Source organism: Pantoea sp. PA1, from assembly GCF_056856975.1.
Genome location: NZ_JBXGEE010000001.1, coordinates 556,985 through 580,641 on the forward strand (window position 1 = coordinate 556,985; position 23,657 = coordinate 580,641).

Annotated in this window: 17 protein-coding genes; 8 read left to right on the forward strand and 9 right to left on the reverse strand. The window is 57.1% G+C overall.

The features are described from left to right. Positions 1–69 precede the first annotated feature (69 nt). The 7 genes from cmoM to AC1V0D_RS02900 all read left to right on the forward strand — a co-directional run bounded on the left by cmoM (position 70) and on the right by AC1V0D_RS02900 (position 10,728). Positions 70–855: a tRNA uridine 5-oxyacetic acid(34) methyltransferase CmoM gene (gene cmoM / locus AC1V0D_RS02870; protein ID WP_058957450.1), complete on the forward strand. Its 786-nt coding sequence runs from the start codon at positions 70–72 to the stop codon at positions 853–855. After that, positions 852–2,174, forward strand: a complete 1,323-nt coding sequence (mukF, locus tag AC1V0D_RS02875; protein WP_009091093.1) for a chromosome partition protein MukF — start codon at positions 852–854, stop codon at positions 2,172–2,174. Before cmoM ends, mukF begins: the two co-directional genes overlap by 4 nt. Beyond that, positions 2,155–2,880: a chromosome partition protein MukE gene (gene mukE, locus AC1V0D_RS02880; RefSeq protein ID WP_009091092.1), complete on the forward strand. Its 726-nt coding sequence runs from the start codon at positions 2,155–2,157 to the stop codon at positions 2,878–2,880. The genes mukF and mukE overlap by 20 nt, the downstream gene beginning before the upstream one ends. After that, positions 2,877–7,364: a chromosome partition protein MukB gene (gene mukB / locus AC1V0D_RS02885; protein WP_482906942.1), complete on the forward strand. Its 4,488-nt coding sequence runs from the start codon at positions 2,877–2,879 to the stop codon at positions 7,362–7,364. The genes mukE and mukB overlap by 4 nt, the downstream gene beginning before the upstream one ends. Positions 7,365–7,513: 149 nt before the next feature. Then, the gene (gene ldtD / locus AC1V0D_RS02890; protein ID WP_154927899.1) at positions 7,514–9,325 is read left to right on the forward strand and encodes a L,D-transpeptidase; all 1,812 of its coding nucleotides are present in this window, start codon (positions 7,514–7,516) and stop codon (positions 9,323–9,325) included. Between the two features lie 185 nt (positions 9,326–9,510). After that, positions 9,511–10,059: a peptidoglycan L,D-endopeptidase MepK gene (gene mepK / locus AC1V0D_RS02895; protein ID WP_009091085.1), complete on the forward strand. Its 549-nt coding sequence runs from the start codon at positions 9,511–9,513 to the stop codon at positions 10,057–10,059. Between the two features lie 39 nt (positions 10,060–10,098). Then, the gene (locus tag AC1V0D_RS02900) at positions 10,099–10,728 is read left to right on the forward strand and encodes an MBL fold metallo-hydrolase (RefSeq protein ID WP_482906943.1); all 630 of its coding nucleotides are present in this window, start codon (positions 10,099–10,101) and stop codon (positions 10,726–10,728) included. Positions 10,729–10,789: 61 nt separating this feature from the next. On the opposite strand, the gene AC1V0D_RS02905 is transcribed toward AC1V0D_RS02900, so the two are convergent. From AC1V0D_RS02905 to pncB, 4 genes are all read right to left on the reverse strand, one after another. Then, complete coding sequence (locus AC1V0D_RS02905) at positions 10,790–11,980, reverse strand: amino acid aminotransferase (protein ID WP_009091082.1); 1,191 nt, start codon at positions 11,978–11,980, stop codon at positions 10,790–10,792. A 233-nt stretch (positions 11,981–12,213) separates the two neighbouring features. Next, on the reverse strand, positions 12,214–13,338 hold the full coding sequence (gene ompF / locus AC1V0D_RS02910) for a porin OmpF (RefSeq protein WP_046101533.1): 1,125 nt from the start codon (positions 13,336–13,338) through the stop codon (positions 12,214–12,216). A gap of 300 nt (positions 13,339–13,638) precedes the next feature. Then, positions 13,639–15,039 (reverse strand): asparagine--tRNA ligase, encoded by a 1,401-nt coding sequence (gene asnS, locus AC1V0D_RS02915; RefSeq protein WP_009091079.1) that lies wholly within the window; start codon positions 15,037–15,039, stop codon positions 13,639–13,641. Positions 15,040–15,197: 158 nt separating this feature from the next. Then, a complete protein-coding gene (pncB, locus tag AC1V0D_RS02920; RefSeq protein WP_009091077.1) occupies positions 15,198–16,403 on the reverse strand; it encodes a nicotinate phosphoribosyltransferase in 1,206 nt (401 codons plus the stop codon). Positions 16,404–16,646: 243 nt separating this feature from the next. Between pncB and pepN the strand changes: the two genes are divergently transcribed. Further along, positions 16,647–19,262 carry an aminopeptidase N gene (gene pepN, locus AC1V0D_RS02925; RefSeq protein ID WP_482906944.1) on the forward strand — a complete coding sequence of 872 codons (2,616 nt, stop codon included), beginning with the start codon at positions 16,647–16,649 and terminating at the stop codon, positions 19,260–19,262. A 41-nt stretch (positions 19,263–19,303) separates the two neighbouring features. Here the strand turns inward: pepN and ssuB are convergent, their stop codons facing one another. The 5 genes from ssuB to ssuE are packed head-to-tail and all read right to left on the reverse strand — an operon-like array spanning position 19,304 to position 23,564. Then, a complete protein-coding gene (gene ssuB / locus AC1V0D_RS02930) occupies positions 19,304–20,092 on the reverse strand; it encodes an aliphatic sulfonates ABC transporter ATP-binding protein (RefSeq protein ID WP_009091072.1) in 789 nt (262 codons plus the stop codon). Next, positions 20,089–20,880, reverse strand: coding sequence for an aliphatic sulfonate ABC transporter permease SsuC (ssuC, locus tag AC1V0D_RS02935; RefSeq protein ID WP_140924405.1), 792 nt, complete (start codon positions 20,878–20,880; stop codon positions 20,089–20,091). The genes ssuB and ssuC overlap by 4 nt, the downstream gene beginning before the upstream one ends. A gap of 10 nt (positions 20,881–20,890) precedes the next feature. Further along, positions 20,891–22,039 (reverse strand): FMNH2-dependent alkanesulfonate monooxygenase, encoded by a 1,149-nt coding sequence (ssuD, locus tag AC1V0D_RS02940; RefSeq protein WP_046101538.1) that lies wholly within the window; start codon positions 22,037–22,039, stop codon positions 20,891–20,893. Positions 22,040–22,048: 9 nt separating this feature from the next. After that, a complete protein-coding gene (locus AC1V0D_RS02945) occupies positions 22,049–23,002 on the reverse strand; it encodes an aliphatic sulfonate ABC transporter substrate-binding protein (protein ID WP_482906945.1) in 954 nt (317 codons plus the stop codon). A 10-nt stretch (positions 23,003–23,012) separates the two neighbouring features. Then, on the reverse strand, positions 23,013–23,564 hold the full coding sequence (gene ssuE, locus AC1V0D_RS02950) for an NADPH-dependent FMN reductase (protein WP_009091065.1): 552 nt from the start codon (positions 23,562–23,564) through the stop codon (positions 23,013–23,015). Between the last annotated feature and the right edge of the window lie 93 nt (positions 23,565–23,657).

Genomic DNA, 23,657 nt, shown 5'->3' on the forward strand with positions numbered 1-23,657 from the left:
AAGGTTCATTCTTCTGGTGCCTGTGACAAAATAGCACAAGTCTTACCGCAGCATACCGGAGCGCATGCCATGCAGGATCGTAACTTTGACGATCTCGCGGATAAATTTTCGCAAAATATATACGGCACCACCAAAGGACGGATACGCCAGGCCATTCTCCATGATGAGCTGGCGATGATCCTGCCAGGCCTGTCGCCACATCCGCTCTCCGTGCTGGATGCGGGTGGCGGAATCGGCCAGGTCTCCAGCGGTCTGGCGGCGCAGGGCCATCAGGTGCTGCTGTGCGATCTCTCCGGTGAGATGCTGCGCCGGGCGGAAGAAAATGCCACGGCGCAGGGTGTGAGCCACAACATGCAATTCAGACAAATTAGCGCCCAGCAGGTGGGTGAACATTTGGATAAGCCGGTGGATCTGGTATTGTTCCACGCTGTGCTTGAGTGGGTCGCCGAACCGGAGGCGGTGCTGAAAGCGTTGTATGATGTGCTGCGTCCGGGTGGGGTCATGTCACTGATGTTTTACAATCTGCACGGCCTGACACTGCGCACCTTAACGCTGGGCAACTTTGGCTATCTGCGCACCAACCTGACCAAACGCAAAAAGCGCACGCTATCGCCTGACTATCCCCGCGATCCCGATCAGGTTTATCGCTGGCTGGAGGCCTGTGGCTTTGTGATTGAGCGGCGTGCCGGTATCCGGGTTTTCAGCGACTACATGAAACCGCCAAAGGGCGAGCCCAAAAGCGACGATGAAATTATTGAGATGGAGCGGCGTTACTGCCGTCAGGAACCCTTTTTAAGCTTAGGGCGTTACATCCACGTGACCGCGCGTAAACCCGGGCAGAAGGACGAATTATGAGTGAATTTTCCCAGACGGTACCTGAACTGGTATCCTGGGCGCGCAAAAATGACTTTTCCCTTGCGCTGCCAGTGGAACGGCTGGCCTTTTTGCTGGCTATCGCCACCCTCAACGGGGAGCGGATGGACGGCGAAATGAGCGAAGGCGATCTGATTGATGCTTTCCGTCACGTCAGTAAAGCGTTTGAACAAACCCATGAAACCGTGCTGGTTCGCGCCAATAACGCCATCAATGACATGGTGCGACAGCGCCTGCTCAACCGCTTTACCAGCGAGCTTACCGAAGGCAACGCCATCTATCGCCTGACGCCGCTGGCGATTGGTATCACCGACTACTACATCCGTCAGCGGGAGTTTTCGACCCTGCGCCTGTCGATGCAGCTTTCCATTGTGGCCAGTGAGCTGAAGCGGGCCGCCGATGCCGCCCAGGAAAATGGCGATGAGTTTCACTGGCACCGTAATGTTTTCGCGCCGCTGAAATATTCGGTGGCAGAGATATTCGACAGCATCGATATGACCCAGCGTCTGATGGATGAGCAGCAGCAGGCGGTCAAAAACGATATCGCCGAGCTGCTGAACAAAGACTGGCGCGCGGCTATCTCCAGCTGCGAAATGCTGCTTTCAGAGACCTCGGGAACCCTGCGCGAACTGCAGGATACGCTCGAAGCCGCGGGTGACAAGCTGCAGGAAAACCTGTTACGCATTCAGGATGCCACGCTGAACAGCCCGGATCTCGGGTTTGTCGACAAGCTGGTGTTTGATCTGCAGAGCAAACTTGACCGAATCACCAGCTGGGGCCAGCAGGCGATTGACCTCTGGATCGGCTACGACCGCCACGTCCATAAATTTATTCGTACTGCCATCGACATGGATAAAAACCGCGTCTTTGCGCAGCGTCTGCGGGTATCGGTTCAGAATTATTTCGACGCGCCGTGGGCGCTGACCTATGCCAACGCCGACCGTCTCTATGACATGCGCGATGAGGCCCTGACGCTGCGTAACGACGAAGTCATGGGCGAACTGCCGCCGGAGATGGAGTACGAAGAGATCAACGAAATCCGCGAACAGCTGGCAGCCATGATTGAAGAAGCGCTGCAGGTCTACAAGTTGCAACAAAAACCGCTCAACCTCGCGTCAGTAATGCGCGACTACCTGGCCCAGTATCCCCGCGCCCGTCATTTCGATCTGGCGCGCATTGTGGTGGACCAGGCGGTGCGTCTTGGCGTAGCGGAAGCCGATTTAGCCGGCTTGCCTGTGGAATGGCAAGCTATCAATGATTACGGAGCCAAGGTGCAGGCACATGTCATCGACAAATATTGAACAAGTGATGCCGGTTAAGCTGGCACAGGCACTGGCCAACCCGATTTTCCCCGCGCTGGACAGCCAGTTACGCGCGGGACGCCACATCGGTATTGAAGAGCTGGATAACCACGCTTTTCTGATGGACTACCAGTCGTTTCTCGAAGAGTTTTACAGCCGCTATCACGTGGAGTTAATCCGTGCGCCGGAAGGTTTCTTCTATCTGCGTCCGCGCTCAACCACGCTGATCCCGCGCTCGGTACTCTCTGAGCTGGATATGATGGTCGGGAAAATTCTCTGCTATCTCTATCTCAGCCCGGAACGGCTGGCCAATGAAGGGATTTTCACCCAGCAGGAGCTCTACGATGAACTGCTCTCGCTGGCGGACGAGAACCGGCTGCTGAAGCTGGTGAATCAGCGTTCAACCGGGTCGGATCTGGACCGCACCAAGCTGCAGGAGAAAGTGCGCGCCTCACTGAGCCGTCTGCGCCGTCTCGGCATGGTGTGGTTTTTCGGCAACGACAGCAGCAAATTCCGCATCACGGAATCGGTGTTCCGCTTTGGCGCCGACGTGCGCGGCGGGGATGATGCCCGTGAAGCGCAGCTTCGTCTGATTCGTGACGGGGAAGCGATGCTACTGGAAAACGCCACTGCACCGGTTGACACCGATGAAGGTGACGGGCAGGAGAGCGACGCGAGTGAGAACGCAGAGGAAGAACAGGCATGATTGAGCGCGGAAAGTTTCGTTCGCTTACGCTGATCAACTGGAACGGCTTTTTTGCCCGCACCTTTGATCTTGATGAATTAGTTACCACGCTGTCAGGCGGTAACGGGGCCGGTAAGTCCACCACGATGGCGGCTTTTGTCACCGCGCTGATCCCCGATCTGACACTGCTGCACTTCCGTAATACCACCGAAGCGGGTGCGACCTCCGGGTCGCGCGATAAAGGCCTGCACGGCAAACTGCGCGCCGGCGTCTGCTACTCCATGCTGGATGTGGTGAACTCACGCCACCAGCGTGTGGTGGTGGGTGTTCGCCTGCAGCAGGTCGCCGGTCGGGATAAAAAGGTGGACATCAAGCCGTTCAGTATCCACGGTCTGCCTGCCGACACCAATCCGACCGACATGCTGACTGAAGTGCTGAACAGCCGTCAGGCGCGCGTGTTGCCGCTGAATGAGGTGAAAGAGCGGGTTGAGGCGCAGGAAGGGGTACAGTTCCGCGCCTATAACTCGGTCACTGACTATCACGCCATGATGTTTGATCTGGGTGTGGTGCCGCGTCGTCTGCGCTCCGCCAGCGATCGCAGCAAGTTTTATCGCCTGATCGAAGCCTCGCTCTACGGCGGTATCTCCAGTGCGATTACCCGATCGCTGCGTGATTACCTGCTGCCTGAAAACAGCGGCGTGCGCAAAGCCTTCCAGGATATGGAAGCCGCACTGCGCGAGAACCGCATGACGCTGGAGGCAATCCGCGTAACTCAGTCCGATCGCGATCTGTTTAAACACCTGATCTCTGAGGCGACCAGTTACGTTTCGGCTGACTACATGCGCCATGCTAACGAGCGTCGGGTTCATCTCGACAGCGCGTTACAGCTGCGCAATGAACTGTTCAGCAGCCGCAAGCAACTCGCCACCGAGCAGTATCGTCATGTTGAAATGGCGCGCGAACTGGCTGAGCACAGCGGCGCCGAAAACGATCTCGAAGTCGATTATCAGTCCGCCAGCGATCACCTTAACCTTGTGCAGACGGCGATGCGTCAGCAGGAGAAGATTGAACGCTACGATGCCGATATCGAAGACCTGACGCTGCGGCTGGAAGAGCAGACCGAAGTGGTGGCCGAAGCGCGTGAGATTCAGGAAGAGAACGAAGCACGGGCTGAAGCGGCTGAGCTGGAAGTGGATGAGCTGAAAAGTCAGCTGGCTGATTTCCAGCAGGCGCTCGACGTGCAGCAAACCCGCGCCATTCAGTATCAGCAGGCACTGCAGGCGCTGGAGCGCGCCCGCACCCTTTGCCAGTTGCCCGACCTGAGCATCGACAATGCAGCCGAATGGCAGGAGAGCTTCCAGGCTAAAGAGCAGGAAGCGACAGAGCACCTGCTGCGTCTGGAGCAGAAGCTGAGCGTGGCGGAAGCGGCGCACAGTCAGTTTGAACAGGCGCTGGCGCTGGTGACCAGCATCGCCGGTGAGGTGAGTCGTCAGGATGCCTGGCAAACCGGCCGCGAACTGCTGCGGGATGCCAGCAATCAGCGCCATCACGCCGAACAGCTCTCCTCGCTGCGTCTGCGTCTCAATGAACTGGAACAGCGACTGCGCGAGCAGCATGAGGCTGAGCGTCTGCTGGCCGAGTTCTGCAAGCGTCTGGGGCAGCACTACGACGCGGATGCGCTGGCTGGCCTGCAGCAGGAGCTGGAAGCGCAGATCGAACAGCTGAACAGCAGCGTGGCTGACGCGGGTGAGCAGCGCATGAAGATGCGCCAGGAGCTCGAACAGCTGCGTGAACGTATTACAGGCCTGACGGCGCGCGCGCCGCACTGGCTCGCCGCCCAGGAGATCCTGACGCAGCTCAGCGAACAGACCGGCCAGGCGCTGAACAGCAGCCAGGATGTCACCGAGTACATGCAGCAGCTGCTGGAACAGGAGCGTGAAACCACCGTCGAGCGCGACGAGGTGGCAGCACGTAAACGCGACATCGAGCAGCAGATTGAACGGCTCAGTCAGCCGGGCGGTGCTGAGGATGCGCGTCTGACCCAGCTGGCAGAACGTTTCGGCGGCGTGCTGCTGTCAGAGATTTATGATGATGTGACCCTGGACGATGCGCCGTACTTCTCGGCGCTCTATGGTCCGTCACGTCATGCGATCGTTGTACCTGATCTTTCACGGGTGCGCGAGTTACTGAACGGACTGGAAGAGTGCCCGGAAGATCTCTATCTGATCGAGGGCGATCCGCAGTCATTCGACGACAGCGTCTTCAGTGTTGATGAGCTGCAGAATGCGGTCGTGGTAAAAGTGGCTGAGCGTCAGTGGCGCTACTCCCGCTTCCCGAAAATACCGCTGTTTGGCCGCGCGGCGCGTGAAAACCAGCTTGAGCTGCTGCATCTGGAGCGCGACAAGCTGGCGGAACGCTACGCGACCCTGTCGTTCGATGTGCAGAAAACGCAGCGTCTGCATCAGTCCTTCAGTCGCTTTATCGGCAGTCATCTGGCCGTCGCCTTTGATGCCGACCCGGAAGCGCAGATTCGTCAGCTGGGCGCGCGTCGCGGGGAGCTGGAGCGGGCGCTCAATCAGCATGAAAGTAACAATCAGCAGCAGCGTCAGCAGTATGAGCTGGCGAAAGAGGGCGTATCGCAGTTAAACCGCCTGCTGCCGCGCGTTAATCTGCTGCTGGATGACACCCTGGCCGATCGCTGCGAAGAGATTCGTGAGCAGGTTGATGCCGCTCAGGATGCGGCGCGCTTCCTGCATCAGCATGGCGCTAAGCTGGCGAAACTGGAACCGATCATCGCGGTTCTGCAGAGCGACCCGGAACAGCACGAACAGCTGCAGGCGGACTATCAGCAGGCGCAGCAGCAGCAGCGCAACGCCCGTCAGCAGGCATTTGCCCTGACCGAGGTGGTGCAGCGTCGTGCTCACTTCAGTTATGACGATTCAGCCAGCATGCTCAGTGGCAACAATGACCTCAGCGACAAACTGCGTCAGCGCCTGGAGCAGGCTGAAGGCGAGCGCAGCCGCTGCCGTGAACGTCTGCGTGAACATCAGGCACAGTTGACCCAATATGCTCAGCTGCTGGCCTCGCTGAAAAGCGCCTGGGATGCCAAGCGCGACATGCTGAAAGAGCTGCAGCAGGAGATGCAGACGATTGGCGTTCATGCGGACAGCAGCGCAGAAGCGCGGGCGCGGGCGCGTCGCGATGAGCTTTATACCGCACTGAGCCACAACCGCGCACGCCGGAATCAGCTGGAGAAACAGCTGACCTTCTGCGAAGCGGAGATGGATAATCTGCAGAAGCGACTGCGCCAGCTGGAACGCCAGTATCATCAGGTGCGTGAACAGGTGGTCAGCGCGAAAGCGGGCTGGTGCACGGTGCTGCGTCTGGTCAAAGAGAATGGCGTGGAGCGCCGTCTGCATCGTCGTGAACTCGCCTACATGAGTGGCGACGAACTGCGTTCGATGTCGGATAAGGCGCTGGGTGCGCTGCGTCTGGCGGTGGCGGACAATGAGCATCTGCGCGACGTGCTGCGGCTGTCGGAAGATCCGAAACGTCCGGAACGTAAAATTCAGTTCTTTATCGCCGTTTATCAGCATCTGCGTGAGCGTATTCGTCAGGACATTATCCGGACTGACGATCCGGTGGAAGCGATTGAGCAGATGGAGATTGAGCTGAATCGCCTGACGGAAGAGCTGACCGCACGTGAGCAGATGCTGGCCATCAGTTCACGCAGTGCAGCGAACATCATCCGTAAAACCATCCAGCGTGAACAGAACCGTATCCGTCAGCTTAATCAGGGCCTGCAGACCGTCAGCTTTGGTCAGGTGCGCAGCGTACGTCTCAACGTTAACGTTCGCGAAACCCATGCCATGCTGTTGGATACGCTGTCGGAAGAGCATGAACAGCATCAGGACCTCTTCAACAGTAACCGTCTGACCTTCTCAGAGGCGCTGGCGAAGCTCTATCAGCGTCTGAACCCGCATATCGATATGGGTCAGCGGACGCCGCAGACTATCGGTGAGGAGCTGCTGGACTACCGCAACTATCTGGAGATGGAGGTCGAAGTTAACCGCGGTTCGGATGGCTGGCTGCGTGCAGAAAGTGGCGCGCTCTCAACCGGCGAAGCGATCGGTACCGGGATGTCGATTCTGGTGATGGTCGTGCAGAGCTGGGAAGAGGAGTCCCGCCGTCTGCGTGGCAAGGATATCTCACCTTGCCGCCTGCTGTTCCTGGATGAAGCGGCCCGTCTGGATGCCCGCTCTATCGCCACGCTGTTTGAGCTGTGTGAACGTCTGGAGATGCAGCTGGTGATTGCTGCGCCGGAGAACATCAGCCCGGAGAAAGGCACGACCTACAAACTGGTGCGTAAGGTGTTTAACAACACAGAGCACGTGCATGTCGTCGGCCTGCGTGGATTTGCGGCCGATCCGGTGCCCACTCGCGCCGGGAGCGGGGAGGCCGCTCTGCCCGATCTGACCACTGAAAAATCTCAGGCTGAGACGTAGTCAAAAACCGAACCATTGGTTAATCTGGAAACGGCATTTGTCGCATGAGGCAAATGCCGTTTTTGTTTGTATACTCAACATAATGAGTCACAGCCCGATCGCAGCGGATACAGGGAACGCTGCGCAGTTAAGAAGATAAGGGGGCAGGGATGTTGCTGGCAAAAAAGGTTAATCATCATCGTGTTATATCATTGTTAGCGCTGGCGCTAACGGTTGTTCCATTTACGCTACCACAGGCCGCTGTTATCGCCGCGATGCCCGGCACCGCGCACGCGTCAGTTTCGGTTTCCGACAGTCAGCAACGTATCCGCCAGGCGTTTTCCAGCGCCGATCAGCCATTTTATCTTGCGCCGCTGGCGACGCTGTATGCGTCCCGGCACATGCAGCCGCTCTGGCAGGATGAGCAGGCGGTTCAGAAGTTTCAGCAGCAGCTGGCTGAGGTGGCGCTCTCTGGCGTTCAGCCGCAGTTCACGCGCTGGGTTGACCGTCTGACTAACCCGGCTATCACTGGTTTTGCGCGTGACGTGACCCTCTCCGACGCCATGCTGGGCTACCTGCAGTTTGTCTCTAACGTGCCGACGCAGGGCGAAACCTGGCTCTACAGTAATGTTCCCTACAGGCTGACACAGCCGTCGGTGGCCGTGGTGAATCAGTGGCAGAATGCGGTCAATGCGGGCGCGAGCAGTACGTTTGTTGCTTCCCTGCAGCCGCAGCATCCTCAGTATCAGCCGATGCACGCTGCGCTGAAAGCGCTGCTCAGTGATAAACAGCCCTGGCCGCAGCTGAAGAACAGCGAAACGCTGCGTCCGGGGCAGGTCAGTGACGATGTGCCCGCACTGCGTGAAATTCTGCAGCGCAGCGGCATGCTGACCGCACAGAGCAACGCTCCGGCACCGGATGATGATGCCGTGCCGGTCGCTCCTTCGCCGGTAACCCACAGCGATCAGCCGGTGGCAGTGAGTCCTTCCGCTACGCCGGTCAACGATCTGCCTGCGCCATCGCCGCAGTCACCCGGCAACGTTCAGAGCCAGACGCTGGAAGGCAACACCGCCAATGTCTATGACGAGACGCTGGTGGCGGCGGTTAAACGTTTTCAGCAGTGGCAGGGACTGGATGGTGATGGCGCTATCGGTGCCAGAACGCGGCAGTGGCTGAACGTCTCACCCCAGATGCGCGCTTCGTTACTGGCGCTGAATATTCAGCGGCTGCGCCTGCTGCCGGATGATATGCACAACGGCATTATGGTCAACATCGCCAACTACTCGCTGATCTACTACAACAACGGCAACAAGATCCTCTCTTCCCGGGTCATTGTCGGGCGTCCCGATCGTAAAACACCACTGATGCGCAGCGCGCTCAATAATGTGGTGCTCAATCCGCCGTGGAATGTGCCGACGACGCTGGTGCGCAAAGATATCATCCCTAAAGTGAAACAGGACCCCACCTATCTCTACAAGCATGGTTATACCCTGCTGTCGGGCTGGAGTGCTGACGCTGAAGTGATCGATCCCAGCATGATCGACTGGCGCATGGTTTCCGCTGCATCCTTCCCTTACCGGATGATTCAGGCTCCGGGTCAGACGAATGCGCTGGGCCGATACAAATTCAACATGCCTAGTTCAGATGCCATCTATCTGCATGACACGCCAAACCATAACCTGTTTCAGCGTGATATTCGTGCGCTCAGCTCAGGCTGCGTGCGTGTGAATAAGGCATCAGAACTGGCCGGGTTGTTACTGCAGGATGCAGGCTGGAACGACTCCCGTATTTCCAGCACCCTGAAAGAGGGGGATACCCGTTATGTGCCGATTCGCCATCGCATCCCGGTCAATCTCTATTACCTTACGGCCTGGGTTGCTGATGATGGCAAGCCGCAGTTCAGAACAGATATTTACAATTATGATGACACCGCCCGTTCGGGCAGTCAGGCACTGAGCCGGGCCAAACAGTTATTGCTCTAGTGATTGATTTTAAATCGTTAGCGGCGCACCTGGCACCGTAAGAAATATCCTCTGAGAGCGATTCCTTCGGGAATCGCCTCTCAAACACGCCCCACATGGGTTGACGCTTACCTGAGAGAAAGTTATGGTTCGGCCTGTGCGCTTTTTGCACATTTCTATGGCTTCACTCTCAGGTAAACCGCTACATGTCTACTATTGATTCTTTTCGTCGCAACCTGCTGCTTTGCGGTAGTGCCGCCGCCGGACTGGCATTATTGCCCGCTTCTGCAAGGGCTTCGCTTTCCACATCTCGCCCGCGTGTATTGATGCTTAACAATCTTCACACCGGTGAAACCCTTAAAACTGAATTTTTTAATGGTAAGAGTTACGACAAGGATGAGTTGACACGATTAAATCACTTTTTCCGTGACTACCGCGCCAATAAAGTGAAAAGCATTGATCCGCACCTCTTCGATCAGATTTTCCGCCTGCAGGCACTGCTCGGTACGCGCAAACCTGTCCAGCTGGTCTCGGGCTACCGTTCACTGGCGACCAACAATATGTTACGTGAGAGCGGTCCGGGAGTCGCGAAGCATAGCTATCACACCAAAGGCCAGGCGATGGATTTCCATATTGAAGGGGTTTCATTAGCCAATGTACGCAAAGCGGCGTTATCTCTGCGTGCGGGTGGTGTAGGATATTATCCCCGCAGTAACTTTGTACATATTGATACCGGTCCGATCAGGCACTGGTAACGACACCGGCGACGCTGCGTGAGCCGGTCATGGAGCGTTATGAACTACCACATTATTCCTGTTACAGCCTTTGCCCAGAACTGTTCCGTTATCTGGTGCGGCACCACCCGTGAAGCTGCTTTGGTCGATCCAGGCGGCGATGCCGATCTGATTAAACAAACGCTGGAACAGCTCAGACTCAAACCCGCTCAGATTCTGCTGACCCATGGTCATCTCGATCATGTCGGAGCCGCGGTAGAACTGGCGGCTTACTATCAGATCCCTATTGTCGGGCCACAAAAGCGGGATGCTTTCTGGCTGGAGGCGCTGCCCACGCAGAGCCGGATGTTCGGACTGGAAGAGTGCGCCCCTTTTACGCCGGATCGCTGGCTGGAAGAGGGGGAGAGTGTGCAGGTCGGGCTGACTACGCTGGAGGTCCTGCACTGCCCGGGCCATTCACCTGGTCATGTGGTGTTCTTTGACCGTCCCGGAAGGCTGCTGATTTCAGGTGATGTGATTTTTAATGGCGGCGTGGGGCGAACAGACTTCCCGCAGGGCGATCATCAGCAGTTAATTGAGGCGATTCACACTAAATTGCTGCCGCTGGGCGATGATGTGACTTTTCTGCCCGGCCACGGCCCGATCTCCACACTGGGACAGGAACGCATCAGCAATCCTTTCCTGCAGTAAATCAGACCTTTTGCTGCCATAAAAAATGGGCCCTCAGGCCCATTTTTGTTTATCGCCTGCCTCAGAGCACCGCGACAATCGCTTCGCACAGCGCCGACATGTTGTCCGGCGTCATTCCGGCCACATTCACGCGACCAGAGTTAACGGCATACACAGCGAACTCTTCACGCAGGCGAATAACCTGCTCTTTGGTTAAGCCGCTGAATGAAAACATGCCGTTTTGCTTAATGATAAAGCTGAAGTCACGCTGCGCACCTTTCTCTGCCAGCGTGTTAACAAACAGCTGCCGCATACGCTGAATGCGCTGACGCATGTCCGACAGCTCCTGCTCCCAGATCGTCCGCAGCGCGTCGTTACTCAGAATCGTCGCGACGACGGCCGCACCATGCGCCGGGGGGTTGGAGTAGTTGGCACGAATGGTGTATTTCACCTGGCTGAATGCGGTTTCTGCTACGCCGGCGTCGGCCGCTACCAGCGTGATGGCCCCCACGCGCTCATTGTAGAGACCAAAATTCTTCGAGTATGAGCTGGCGACGATCAGCTCCTGATGTGACGCGGCGAAAATACGCAGGCCTTCGGCATCTTCGTCCAGACCACGGGCAAAGCCCTGATAAGCGAAATCGAACAGCGGCAGCCAGCCATTCGCCTGTGAGATCTCTGCCAGCTTCTGCCACTGCTCCGCTGTCGGATCGATACCGGTCGGGTTATGGCAGCAGCCGTGGAAAAGTACCACGTCGCCAGGCTGAACCTGACTCAGCGACGCCAGCATTCCCTCAAAATCAAGCGTATGGTTTGCCGCGTCATAATAGTGATATTCACACACCTCAAGACCGGCAGCATTGAACACATTTTTATGATTCGGCCAGCTGGGATTGCTGATCCAGACCCGTTTTACCGCCGTCTGCGTGGCCAGAAAATCTGCCGCAATGCGCAGCGCGCCTGTGCCACCTGGCGTCTGTGCCGTACGTGCACGGCGAGCGCTAATCAGTGGGCTGTCATTGCCGAACAGCAGGGCCTGCGTGCAGCGCGCGAAATCCGCCAGACCATCAATGCTGAGATAGTTTTTGGTGGTTTCGTTTTCCAGCAGATACTGCTCAGCCTTTTTAACACTGGTCAGCACCGGGGTCTTGCCGGTTTCGTCTTTATAGACGCCGATACCCAGATTGATTTTTTCAGGGCGGTCATCAGCACGAAACAGATCGGCGAGCCCGAGAATAGGATCGGCGGGTGCAGCAGAGATCGATTCAAACATGTGTCAGGTCCATTAGCGTGAACGTTTGCAAGAGGGCTCTCAGGTTAACGTCCGGCCAGGCAAATGCCAACCGTTTGCGAATCAAAATGCTCTATTTTGCGGTGCGGATTGCGCGATGGTGAGATAAAGACGTTAACGCAGAGCGGAAAGGGGTTAAGCAGCGCAGAGGTTGTGATTAACGGCCATAAAAAAACGGGGCCGTGGCCCCGTTTTTCAACATGTTTAAAGCAGGATTAGAACTGGTAAACCAGGCCCACTGCTACAGTGTCATCAGAGTTCAGACCCAGACGGTTGTTGTCATCCAGCTGGTTAATCTGATAGTCCACATAGGTAGACATGTTTTTGTTGAAGTAATAAGTTGCGCCGACGTCAATGTATTTAACCAGGTCAGCATCGCCCACGCCTTCGATGTCCTTGCCTTTAGACTGAACGTAGGCAATAGATGGACGCAGACCGAAGTCGAACTGATACTGTGCAACCAGTTCAATGTTCTGAGCTTTGTTAGCAGAGGCAGCGCTGGTGGTGTTGTTCAGGCCAGTCACAACAGAGATAGGCGTAGAGTTACGGGTTTCACCGTACATCGCTGCCAGATAAACGTTGTTTGCATCATATTTCAGAGCAGTTGCCCAGTTTTCAGCGCGTTTGCCCTGACCAACAACGTTACCGTTGATATCAGTGGTACCGTCTGCCTGAGAGTCGGTACGATCGCTGCTGCTGTATGCACCAACTACACCAACACCGATTGGTGAGGTATAGCTGGTCGATGCGCCCCAGCCGTCGCCGTTAGCACGACGAGTGTCGGTACGCTCGTTTTTGCCCTGATACTGAACAGCGAAATCCCAGCCATCTACCAGACCAAAGAAGTTGGTGTTGCGGTAGGTCAGCAGGCCGGTGCTACGACCGTTCATGAAGTTGTCAGAGTATCCTGAGTCGCCACCGAATTCTGGCAGCATATCGGTCCAGCCGATTGCATCGTAAACCACACCGTAGTTACGGCCGTAGTCGATTGAACCTGCATCGCCGAATTTCAGACCGGCAAAGCCCAGACGAGTCTTGTTGCCGTTCTGTGCGTCAGAACCTTCAGAGTTGTTCGCCTGAATGTTATATTCCCACTGGCCGTAACCGGTCAGCTGGTCATTAATCTGAGTTTCACCTTTGAAGCCGAAACGAACGTAGGATTTGTCACCGTTGTTGCCATCGCCATTTGCTGCATCGTTATCAGAGAAGTAATGCAGACCAACAGCTTTACCGTACAGGTCCAGTTTGTTGCCGTCTTTGTTATAGATTTCGGCAGCATTGGCTGCGCCGGCGGCTAACAGAGCAGGGATAACCACTGCCAGAATATTGCGCTTCATCATTATTCATTACCCTCATTGGAGTTATTTGTACACCTGCCACTGCCGTAAGGAAATCTTTACAGAACCCTCAACGAAGTTTGGTGTCTTCCTGTGTCTGCACGCATCTTTCCATCCCCCCCGCCGTAATTCTAGCGCGAAAATGCTACTAAACTCGCAATCTGGTTTCCAAAGGAAAATATGTATTACAAAATGTAAAAAAGACGGAACTTTGTGAGAGAACTCAAAATTTACAAAAATAAAAAAAGGCCGGCAGTGCCGACCTCTTTATATATATGATTTTCTTATATTTAATGCCGAATGTCAGAAACTCGCATTGCGTGGGGTGCGTGGGAAGGGGATAACGTCCCTGACATTTTGTACGCCGGTAACATAGGCGATTAAACGTTCAAAGCCCAGACCAAAGCCAGAATGCGGAACGGTGCCATAGCGACGCAGGTCACGATACCACCAGTAATCCTCTTTATTCAGCCCCATCTCTTCCAGACGCGCATCCAGCACATCCAGACGCTCTTCACGCTGTGAACCGCCGATGATCTCACCAATGCCCGGCGCCAGAACGTCCATCGCCGCCACGGTTTTACCATCCTCGTTCAGGCGCATATAGAACGCCTTAATATCTTTCGGGTAGTTTTTTACGACCACTGGCGCTTTGAAGTGTTTCTCTGCCAGATAACGCTCGTGTTCAGAGGAGAGGTCGATACCCCAGGAAACCGGATTCTCGAAGGTCTGACCGCAGTTCTTCAGAATCTCAATTGCGTCGGTGTAGTCGACCTGAGCAAAATCGGTAGTGATGAAACGCTGCAGGCGTTCAACAGCCTCTTTATCGACACGCTCAGCAAAGAAGGCCATGTCGTCAGCGCGCTCTTCCAGCACCGCGTTAAACACATATTTCAGCATGGCTTCGGCCAGTGCTGCGGCATCATCCAGCGAAGCAAACGCAATTTCCGGCTCCAGCATCCAGAATTCCGCCAGGTGACGGCTGGTGTTAGAGTTTTCGGCGCGGAAGGTCGGACCAAAGGTGTAAATCTTCGACAGGGCGCTGGCATAGGTTTCACCGTTCAGCTGACCTGATACGGTCAGGAATGCCTCTTTGCCAAAGAAATCTTCAGCGAAATCGACTTTGCCCTGATCGTCACGCGGCAGGTTTTCCAGATCCAGCGTCGAAACGCGGAACATCTCGCCTGCGCCTTCGGTGTCTGACGCGGTGATCAGCGGGGTGGAGACCCAGAAATAGCCATTTTCATGGAAGAAACGGTGCAGCGCCTGCGCCAGAGTATGGCGGACGCGGGCAACCGCGCCAATCAGGTTGGTGCGCGGACGCAGGTGAGCCACTTCACGCAGATACTCAATGCTGTGGCGCTTAGCCGCCATCGGGTAGCTGTCCGGATCTTCCACCCAGCCGACCACTTCCAGATGGGTCGCCTGGATCTCAAACGCCTGGCCCTGACCCGGCGAAGCCACCACTTTACCGGTGACGATAACCGAACAGCCCGTGGTCAGACGCAGCACTTCATCCTGATAATTATTCAGAGAATTATTGACGACAGCCTGAACGGGATTAAAGCAGGAGCCGTCATACACGGCGATGAAGGAAAGACCGGCTTTGGAATCTCTTCGGGTACGCACCCAACCACGTACGGTGACTTCACTGTCAACCGCGACGCGACCGTGCAGTACGTCCGCTACAGGCACTACGCTCATAAATATCTCTCTATATAGAAGAAGTGAGTAAAAAAAGTTGCCCCATCCGGGGTTTTGCTATGTTACTTGCGAGTCTTCAGGAAACAAGCAAAATTCAGGCTGAAAACAGATTTATTACAGCAGAGGCGGGGCGTATTGACGCCCCGATAAGAGGGGATTTAACTCGCTTTTTTTACCAGCGGCAGGTCAAAGGCTTTACGCAGCGCTCTGACAAAGGCTTTGTCCTGACAGATCGTTTTACCCGGACTGTCGGAAAGTTTTGCCACCGGTTTACCGTTGCACTGCACCAGTTTAATGACGATATTCAGTGGCGTGACGCCCGGGATATCGCAGGTCAGGCGGGTCCCGATACCGAAAACCACATTCGTTCGCTGACCAAAATGGCGGTAAAGCGCCAGCGCTTTGTCGAGATTCAGATTGTCAGAAAAGACCAGATTTTTGCTTAAGGGATCGATACCCAGCTTCTGATAGTGGGCGAGCGCTTTCTCACCCCACTCAACCGGATCGCCGGAATCGTGGCGCAGACCCTGATAACGGCGGGCGAACACCGGGCCAAAGTCGCGCAGGAACGCATCCATGGCGATACAGTCGGTCAGCGCAATACCCAGCTGGTCGTCATACTCATCCAGCCACGCCTGCAGTGCTGCCCGCTGGCTGTTCGCCAGAACGGGACTGATCTGCTGGAACGCCTGAAACCACTCGTGCGCCTGGGTGCCCACTGGCGTGAGTGACAGGCGGCGCGCCAGGTCATAGTTACTGGTACCAATCAGCCAGGGGAAATCCTGTTTCAGCGTTGCGACAATCGACTGCTGTACATCCTGTGAATAGCGACGGCGGGTGCCGAAATCCATCAGGCGGAAGCGTGACATGTCGAGGTCGGCCACCTGCGCGTTAAAGTCGCTGAGCTTATGATGCAGGTGATCAATCGCCTGCTGAGTGGTGACCTGCGGTGTGCGATGACGATGCACAATCTCGCTGATCAGCGCCAGCAGCGGCACCTCCCACAGTATCACTTCACGCCACGGCCCCTGAATACGAAGGTCCAGCTTGCCGTGGTGATTGCGCACCTCAACCTGCTCCGGTTTGTAGCGGAACTGGCGAAGCCAGCTCAGGTAATCTTCGCGAAAGAAGGGAAGATGAGACAACCAGGTCGCTTCATCTTCAGTCAGCGCCAGATTTTGCATTGCGGTTATCGCGTCACGAATTTCGTCAGCGTAGAGACCCAGCAGTTCGTCGCCGCGGCAGCGAAACTCCGCCGTCACCGTTACGTCATGGTAGCGGTGGAAAACGGCCTGCTGCATATGGAGCTTATAGGCGTCCGTATCCAGCAGCGAGGTCAGTATCGGGGAAGCATGTCCTGTCATGGCGCGTTTCAGCATCCTGTTCGGTGGCGCAGAGCCCGGTGTTGTACACAGTCATAAAGACGCAAAAGTATAATTCACTATCTGACGCCGATCACAGCATATTTCAGTCCGGCGGGTCGAGGCCAATCTGTGCCTTTGTTAACAAACTGTAGACATTTCACCCTTTAGCTGCATTGTGCGTGGCAAGCTTGTTGTAACAAGCTTAGACTTTGCCGGTAAACTTATAACAACGCGAGACGGAATATGACGCAACAGCCCCAAATCAAGTATCGCCACGACTACCGTGCGCCTGATTACACCATCACCGACATCGATTTAACCTTTGAACTGGATGCGTCGACCACCCGCGTAACGGCCATCAGCCAGGTCAAACGGCTGGGCGACAGCCAGGCTGAGCTGCGCCTGGACGGAGAGGCGTTAACGCTGATTGCGCTGGAAATCGACGGGCAGCCCTGGACGGCGTTCCGTGAAGAAGAGGGGGCGCTGGTCATCAGTCAGCTGCCGGAAAGCTTCACCCTGAAAATCATCAACGATATTCATCCGGATCAGAACACCGCGCTGGAAGGACTGTACAAATCGGGTGAGGCGCTCTGCACCCAGTGCGAAGCTGAAGGCTTCCGTCATATTACCTGGTATCTCGATCGCCCGGATGTGCTGGCGCGTTTTACTACCACCATTTATGCCGACGGCAATCGCTATCCCTACCTGCTCTCCAACGGTAACCGGATCGACGGCGGCCAGGACGATCAGGGGCGTAACTGGGTGAAGTGGCAGGACCCGTTCCCGAAACCCTGCTATCTGTTTGCGCTGGTGGCGGGCGACTTCGACGTGCTGCGCGACAGCTTTACCACCCGCTCAGGCCGTGATGTGGCGCTGGAGATCTTCGTCGACCGCGGCAATCTCGACCGCGCTGACTGGGCGATGACCTCGCTGAAAAACAGCATGAAGTGGGATGAGGAGCGTTTCGGTCTGGAGTATGACCTCGACATCTTTATGATCGTGGCAGTGGACTTCTTTAATATGGGGGCGATGGAAAACAAAGGCCTCAACGTCTTTAACGCCAAATATGTGCTGGCCAAAGCTGAAACCGCGACCGACAAAGATTATCTCGGTATCGAAGCCGTGATTGGTCATGAATATTTCCATAACTGGACCGGTAACCGTGTGACCTGCCGCGACTGGTTCCAGCTCAGCCTGAAAGAGGGGCTGACGGTCTTCCGCGATCAGGAGTTCAGCTCCGATCTGGGCTCGCGCGCGGTGAACCGCATCGATAATGTGCGCATCGTTCGTGGTGCACAGTTCGCCGAAGATGCCAGCCCGATGGCGCACCCGATCCGTCCGGATCAGGTGATCGAAATGAACAACTTCTACACCCTGACCGTGTATGAAAAGGGATCGGAAGTGATCCGCATGATGCACACGCTGCTAGGTGAGGAGAATTTCCAGAAAGGCATGCAGCTCTATTTTGAGCGCCACGACGGCAGCGCGGTAACCTGTGATGATTTTGTTCAGGCGATGGAAGATGCTTCTAACGTCGACCTGTCGCAGTTCCGCCGCTGGTACAGCCAGTCGGGTACACCGGTCCTGACGGTTCGTGACGACTATAATCCGGAGCTGGAACAGTACACTCTGCATGTTACCCAGCACACGCCAGCCACCGCCGACCAGAAAGAGAAGCTGCCGCTGCACATTCCGCTGGATATCGAACTCTATGATGGCGAAGGTAAGGTGATCCCGCTGCAGCATAATGGGCAGCCGGTGCATCATGTGCTGAATGTTACCGAGGAGTTCCAGACCTTTATTTTCGACAACGTCTACTTCCAGCCGGTGCCGTCGCTGCTGCGTGAATTCTCTGCGCCGGTGAAGCTCGACTATAAGTGGAGTGACGCGCAGCTTACCTTCCTGATGCGCCATGCCCGCAACGACTTCTCCCGCTGGGATGCGGCTCAGAGCCTGCTGGCTACCTATATCCGCCTCAATGTCGCCCGCTATCAGCAGGGTCAGCATCTGTCGCTGCCGCTGCACGTCGCCGACGCGTTCCGCGCAGTGCTGCTTGATACCGACTGCGACCCGGCACTGACCGCGCTGATCATGACGCTGCCGTCAGAAAATGAGATTGCCGAGCTGTTTGACGTTATCGATCCGCAGGCCATCTCACTGGTGCGGGATGCGTTGCAACGTACGCTGGCGCGCGAACTCGCCGATGAATTCTTTGCGATTTACAACGCCAATCAGCAGCCCGAGTACCGGGTGGAGCATGAGGCGATTGGTCAGCGCAGCCTGAAAAATATCTGCCTGACCTATCTCGCCTTCAGCGATGCGCAGCTGGCGGACAAACTGGTGCAGGCGCAGTATCAGCAGGCGACCAACATGACCGATGCGCTGGCCGCTCTTTCTGCCGCTGTGGCGGCGCAGCTGCCGTGCCGCGATGCGCTGCTGGCGGCGTATGATGAGCGCTGGCATCAGGATGGTCTGGTCATGGACAAATGGTTTGTGCTGCAGGCGACCAGTCCGGCTGCCAACGTGATGCGCAACGTGCGTCAGCTTCTGACGCATCGCTCCTTCACGATGAGTAACCCGAACCGCGTTCGCTCGCTGGTGGGTGCCTTTGCCTCCGCGAACCCTGCTGCTTTCCATGCAAAAGATGGCAGCGGCTATAAGTTCCTGGTCGAGATGCTGACTGACCTCAACACCCGTAATCCGCAGGTGGCGGCACGGATGGTGGAGCCGCTGATTCGCCTGAAACGCTATGACGAAACGCGTCAGGCGATGATGCGCGAGGCGCTGGAAGAACTGCTGACGCTGGATAAACTCTCTGGCGATCTCTACGAGAAAATCACCCGAGCGCTGAACGCCTGATAATAAAAAGGCGGAGCGTCTGAGACGGCCTCCGCCTTTTTTTAGCGCTGCTGCGCCAGTCGCACCGGTGGAGTGCGCTCCGTACGCTGCATCACCCGATCCAGCACCTCCGCTTCCAGCTCGGCGAGTCGTGCCGATCCCCGGCGCCGCGGCCTGGGCAAATCGACCTGAAGATCCAGCCCGATCTCTCCCTCCTCAATCAACAGCACCCGATCCGCCATTACAACCGCCTCACTGACATCGTGCGTGACCAGCAGCACGGTAAAGTGATGCTGCTGCCACAGCGACTCAATCAGTCCCTGCATTTCGATGCGGGTCAGGGCATCCAGCGCCCCCAGTGGCTCATCCAGCAGCAACAGACCGGGACGATGGATCAGCGCCCGGGCCAGCGCAACCCGCTGTTTCTGGCCTCCCGACAGCGCAGCAGGCCACTCATCAGCCCGATCGGCAAGTCCGACTGCCGCCAGCGCATCCCGCGCCGCGCCGCGCCATTCGCGTCCTCGCAGTCCCAGGCCGACGTTATCGATCACTTTTTTCCACGGCAGCAGTCGCGCATCCTGGAACATCAGACGGGTATCGTCGCGCGCCGACTGCAACGGCGCATTGCCCGCCAGCAGCTCACCGCTGGAGCAGTGCTCCAGCCCGGCCAGCAGGCGCAGCAGGGTACTTTTGCCACAGCCGCTGCGGCCCACGACCGCCACAAACTGACCGGAAGGGATATGCAGGTCAATTTTATTGAGAATGGTGCGGTTGCCATACTGTTTGCTGACGCCGTTGACGCCAACCGGGGTGCCGGTGTTGAGGCGTGCCGGTGAGAGAATCGGACTCATGCGTTCTCCTCCTTTAATTGATAAGCGGGATGCCAGCGCAGCCAGACACGCTCCAGCAGCAGCGCGGCGACATCCGCCAGTTTACCGAGCAGGGCGTAGAGAATAATGGCGACCACCACCACATCCGTCTGCAGAAATTCCCGCGCATTCATCGCCAGATAGCCGATGCCGGCGTTGGCGGAAATGGTCTCCGCGACGATCAGCGTCAGCCACATCAGGCCGAGGGCGAAACGCACGCCGACCATGATATTCGGCAGCGCGCCGGGCAGGATCACCTGGATAAACAGACTCCAGCCGGAGAGGCCGTAGCTGCGCGCCATCTCAACCAGCCCGCGGTCAATATTACGGATGCCGTGATAGGTGTTGAGGTAGATAGGGAAAAGCGTGCCCAGCGCCACCAGGAAAATCTTGGCCGACTCATCAATACCGAACCAGAGGATCACGAGCGGGATCAGGGCCAGATGCGGCACGTTGCGCAGCATCTGAACCGAGGTATCGAGCAGACGCTCACCGGTTTTTGAGGTGCCGGTAATCAATCCAAGTATCAGACCGATGGAGCCGCCGATAGCGAAACCGACCAGCGCCCGCCAGCTGCTAATCGCCAGGTGCTGCCACAGTTCGCCGCTGACCGTCAGCCGCCAGAAGGTGGTCACGATTTTCTCCGGCGCCGGCAGAATGCGGGTTGATAACCAGCCGGTTTGCGAGGCAATCTGCCACACCACGATCAGCAGGAGAGGCAGCAGCCACGGCACCAGCGTATCGGCAAGACGTTTTCGGGTTCTGGCCATTCTGCTCTCCTCAGCCCCGGGCGACTTTTTTCTCAGGGGTAAAATCGTTGGCTACCGCTTCACCGTGCGCCTGAACGACGCGAGGCTGCGGGACCAGCGGCACCTGCAGGTCGAGATGCGGGAACAGGAGTTCCCCGACGCGATAAGCCTCTTCCAGATGCGGGTAGCCTGACAGAATAAAGGTCTCGATACCCAGCGCTTCATACTCTTTGATCCGGGCGGCAACGGTCGGGCCATCACCCACCAGCGCGGTTCCGGCACCGCTGCGCACCAGACCGACACCTGCCCAGAGGTTCGGGCTGATTTCGAGCTTGTCGCGGCGACCCCCGTGGAGCGCGGCCATGCGACGCTGTCCGACAGAATCGGCGCGCTGGAATGCCGCCTGCGCTTTTGCGATGGTGGCGTCATCCACATTGGCAATCAGCCGGTCAGCCGCCTGCCAGGCCTCTTCATTAGTTTCACGCACAATCACATGCAGACGGATACCGAACCGCACGGTCCGGCCCTGAGCGGCCGCTTTCGCGCGCACCTGCTCAATCTTCTCTTTGACCTGCGCAGGCGGCTCGCCCCAGGTGAGGTAGACATCAACCTGCTCCGCGGCCAGATCCTGCGCCGGTTCCGAGGAGCCGCCAAACCAGAGCGGCGGACGAGGCTGCTGGACCGGCTTAAACATCAGCCGCGCCCCGCGGACGTGCACATGCTTGCCTTCATAATCGACAGTTTCCCCCTCAAGGACCCGACGCCAGACGCGGGTAAACTCGGCGGACTCCGCGTAACGCTCGCGGTGATCGAGGAACACCCCGTCGCCCGCCAGCTCTTCCGGATCGCCGCCGGTCACCAGGTTGAACAGCGCCCGCCCGTTAGAGAGGCGATCCAGGGTGGCGGCCTGACGGGCGGCCTGCGTCGGTGAAATCACACCCGGCCGCAGCGCCACCAGAAACCGCAGACGCTGAGTGACCGGAATCAGCGAGGCGGCCACCAGCCAGGCATCTTCACAGGAGCGGCCGGTCGGGATAAGGACGCCGCCAAAGCCAAGACGGTCAGCGGCCTGCGCCACCTGCTGCAGATAGGCGTGATCAACCGGTCGCGCTCCTTCAGCCGTGCCAAGATAGTGTCCGTCGCCATGGGTTGGCAGGAACCAGAAAACAGATACGCTCATTGTTGCTCCTTATTGCGTGACGGTGTGGGGATGCCAGAGACGATCCTGAATCGTCACTTTGACTGGCAACAGATGATTGGCATAAAAGAGATCGGCGGTGCGCTGCTGCGCGGCGGCCGTTTCGGCACTGACCGGTGAAATGCGGGTCGGCGGCCGGTGATCCAGATAGCTGGCGATAACCGGTTCGGGCAGGCCCATCGCCTGAGCCAGCAGGGTGGTACTCTGCTGCCGCTGGCTGATGGTGAGCGCATCGGCCGCACTGAACGTGTCGAGCACCTGCTGAATAAAGGCGCCATGGGCTTCGGCATAGCTGCGGGTCGCTAAATAGAACGAGCCGGTCAGGTTGAGCGAGCTGCCATCGATCAGCAGACGCGAGTTACCCTGCTGGAGCACGGAGGAGTAGTAGGGGTCCCAGATAGCCCAGGCATCAACGTTGCCCTGCTGGAAAGCGGCGCGGGCATCGGCGGGCGTCAGATAGACCGGCGTAATATCGTTAAAGGAGAGTCCCGCCTGCTGCAGCGCGCGCAGCAGCAGGTTGTGCGAGCTGGAGCCTTTCTGGAAGGCGACTTTTTTCCCTTTCAGATCCGCCACCTGTTTCAGGGGGCTGTTTTTCGGCACCAGAATCACTTCTGATTTCGGTTTCGGCGGCTCAGAACCTACGTAGAGCAGATCAGCACCCGCGGCCTGCGCAAACAGCGGCGGAAGGTCGCCGGTGCTGCCGAGATCGATGCTGTTCACATTCAGCGCTTCCAGCATCTGAGGGCCCGCCGGGAACTCGACCCACTTAATATGCGTATGGGGAAAACGCTTCTCCAGTAACTGATGCGACTTTGCCAGCACCATGCTGACTGAGCCTTTCTGATAACCGATACGAATCTCAGCCGGGTCGGATTCGGCGGCCTGAGCCTGAAGGCCCGCCAGCAGAAGTCCCGCAACCAGCCACTTTCCTAATCTCTGCTTCATTGCTCTTTCCTTAAACCGCTTGCGCAACGGGGTGGTGGTGACGGGTCAGCGCCAGCCAGAAGGCGGAAACCGCTTCATCCAGACGCTCTGCCAGAGAGGCCTGTAATTCAGGCTGCCGGTCATAATGAACCACCTGATGATCCTCGGCATAAACGCCGTGCAGAATCTCCTGCGCCTTTAAGGCATTGAGAACCGGCTTCAGGGCGTAGTCGAGCGCCAGCATATGACCGGCACTGCCGCCGCTGGCCAGTGGCAGCACCACTTTATGTTCCAGCGCGCGCTCCGGCAGCAGGTCAAGCAGGGTCTTCAGCGCCCCCGAAAATGAGGCTTTATAAATCGGGGTCGCCACAATCAGCCCATCCGCTGAGGCCAGGTCCTCGCGTAATGCCAGCAGGGCAGGCGCATCAAAGCGCGCATTGATCAGATCGTCAGGCTGAAAGTTGTGAATATTCCAGGGAATGACTTCAACGCCACGCGCCTCCAGCTTGTGCTGACACAGCGTCAGCAGGGAAGTTGAGCGGGAGGGGAACCGTGGGCTGCCTGCCAGCGTAATAACTCGCATCATCACTCCTTATAACTAAAAGTTATTGATTATCAAATGTTGAGAACTTATGCCTTCATACTGTCAGAGCAGGGCAGTGGGCTTAAATGATTT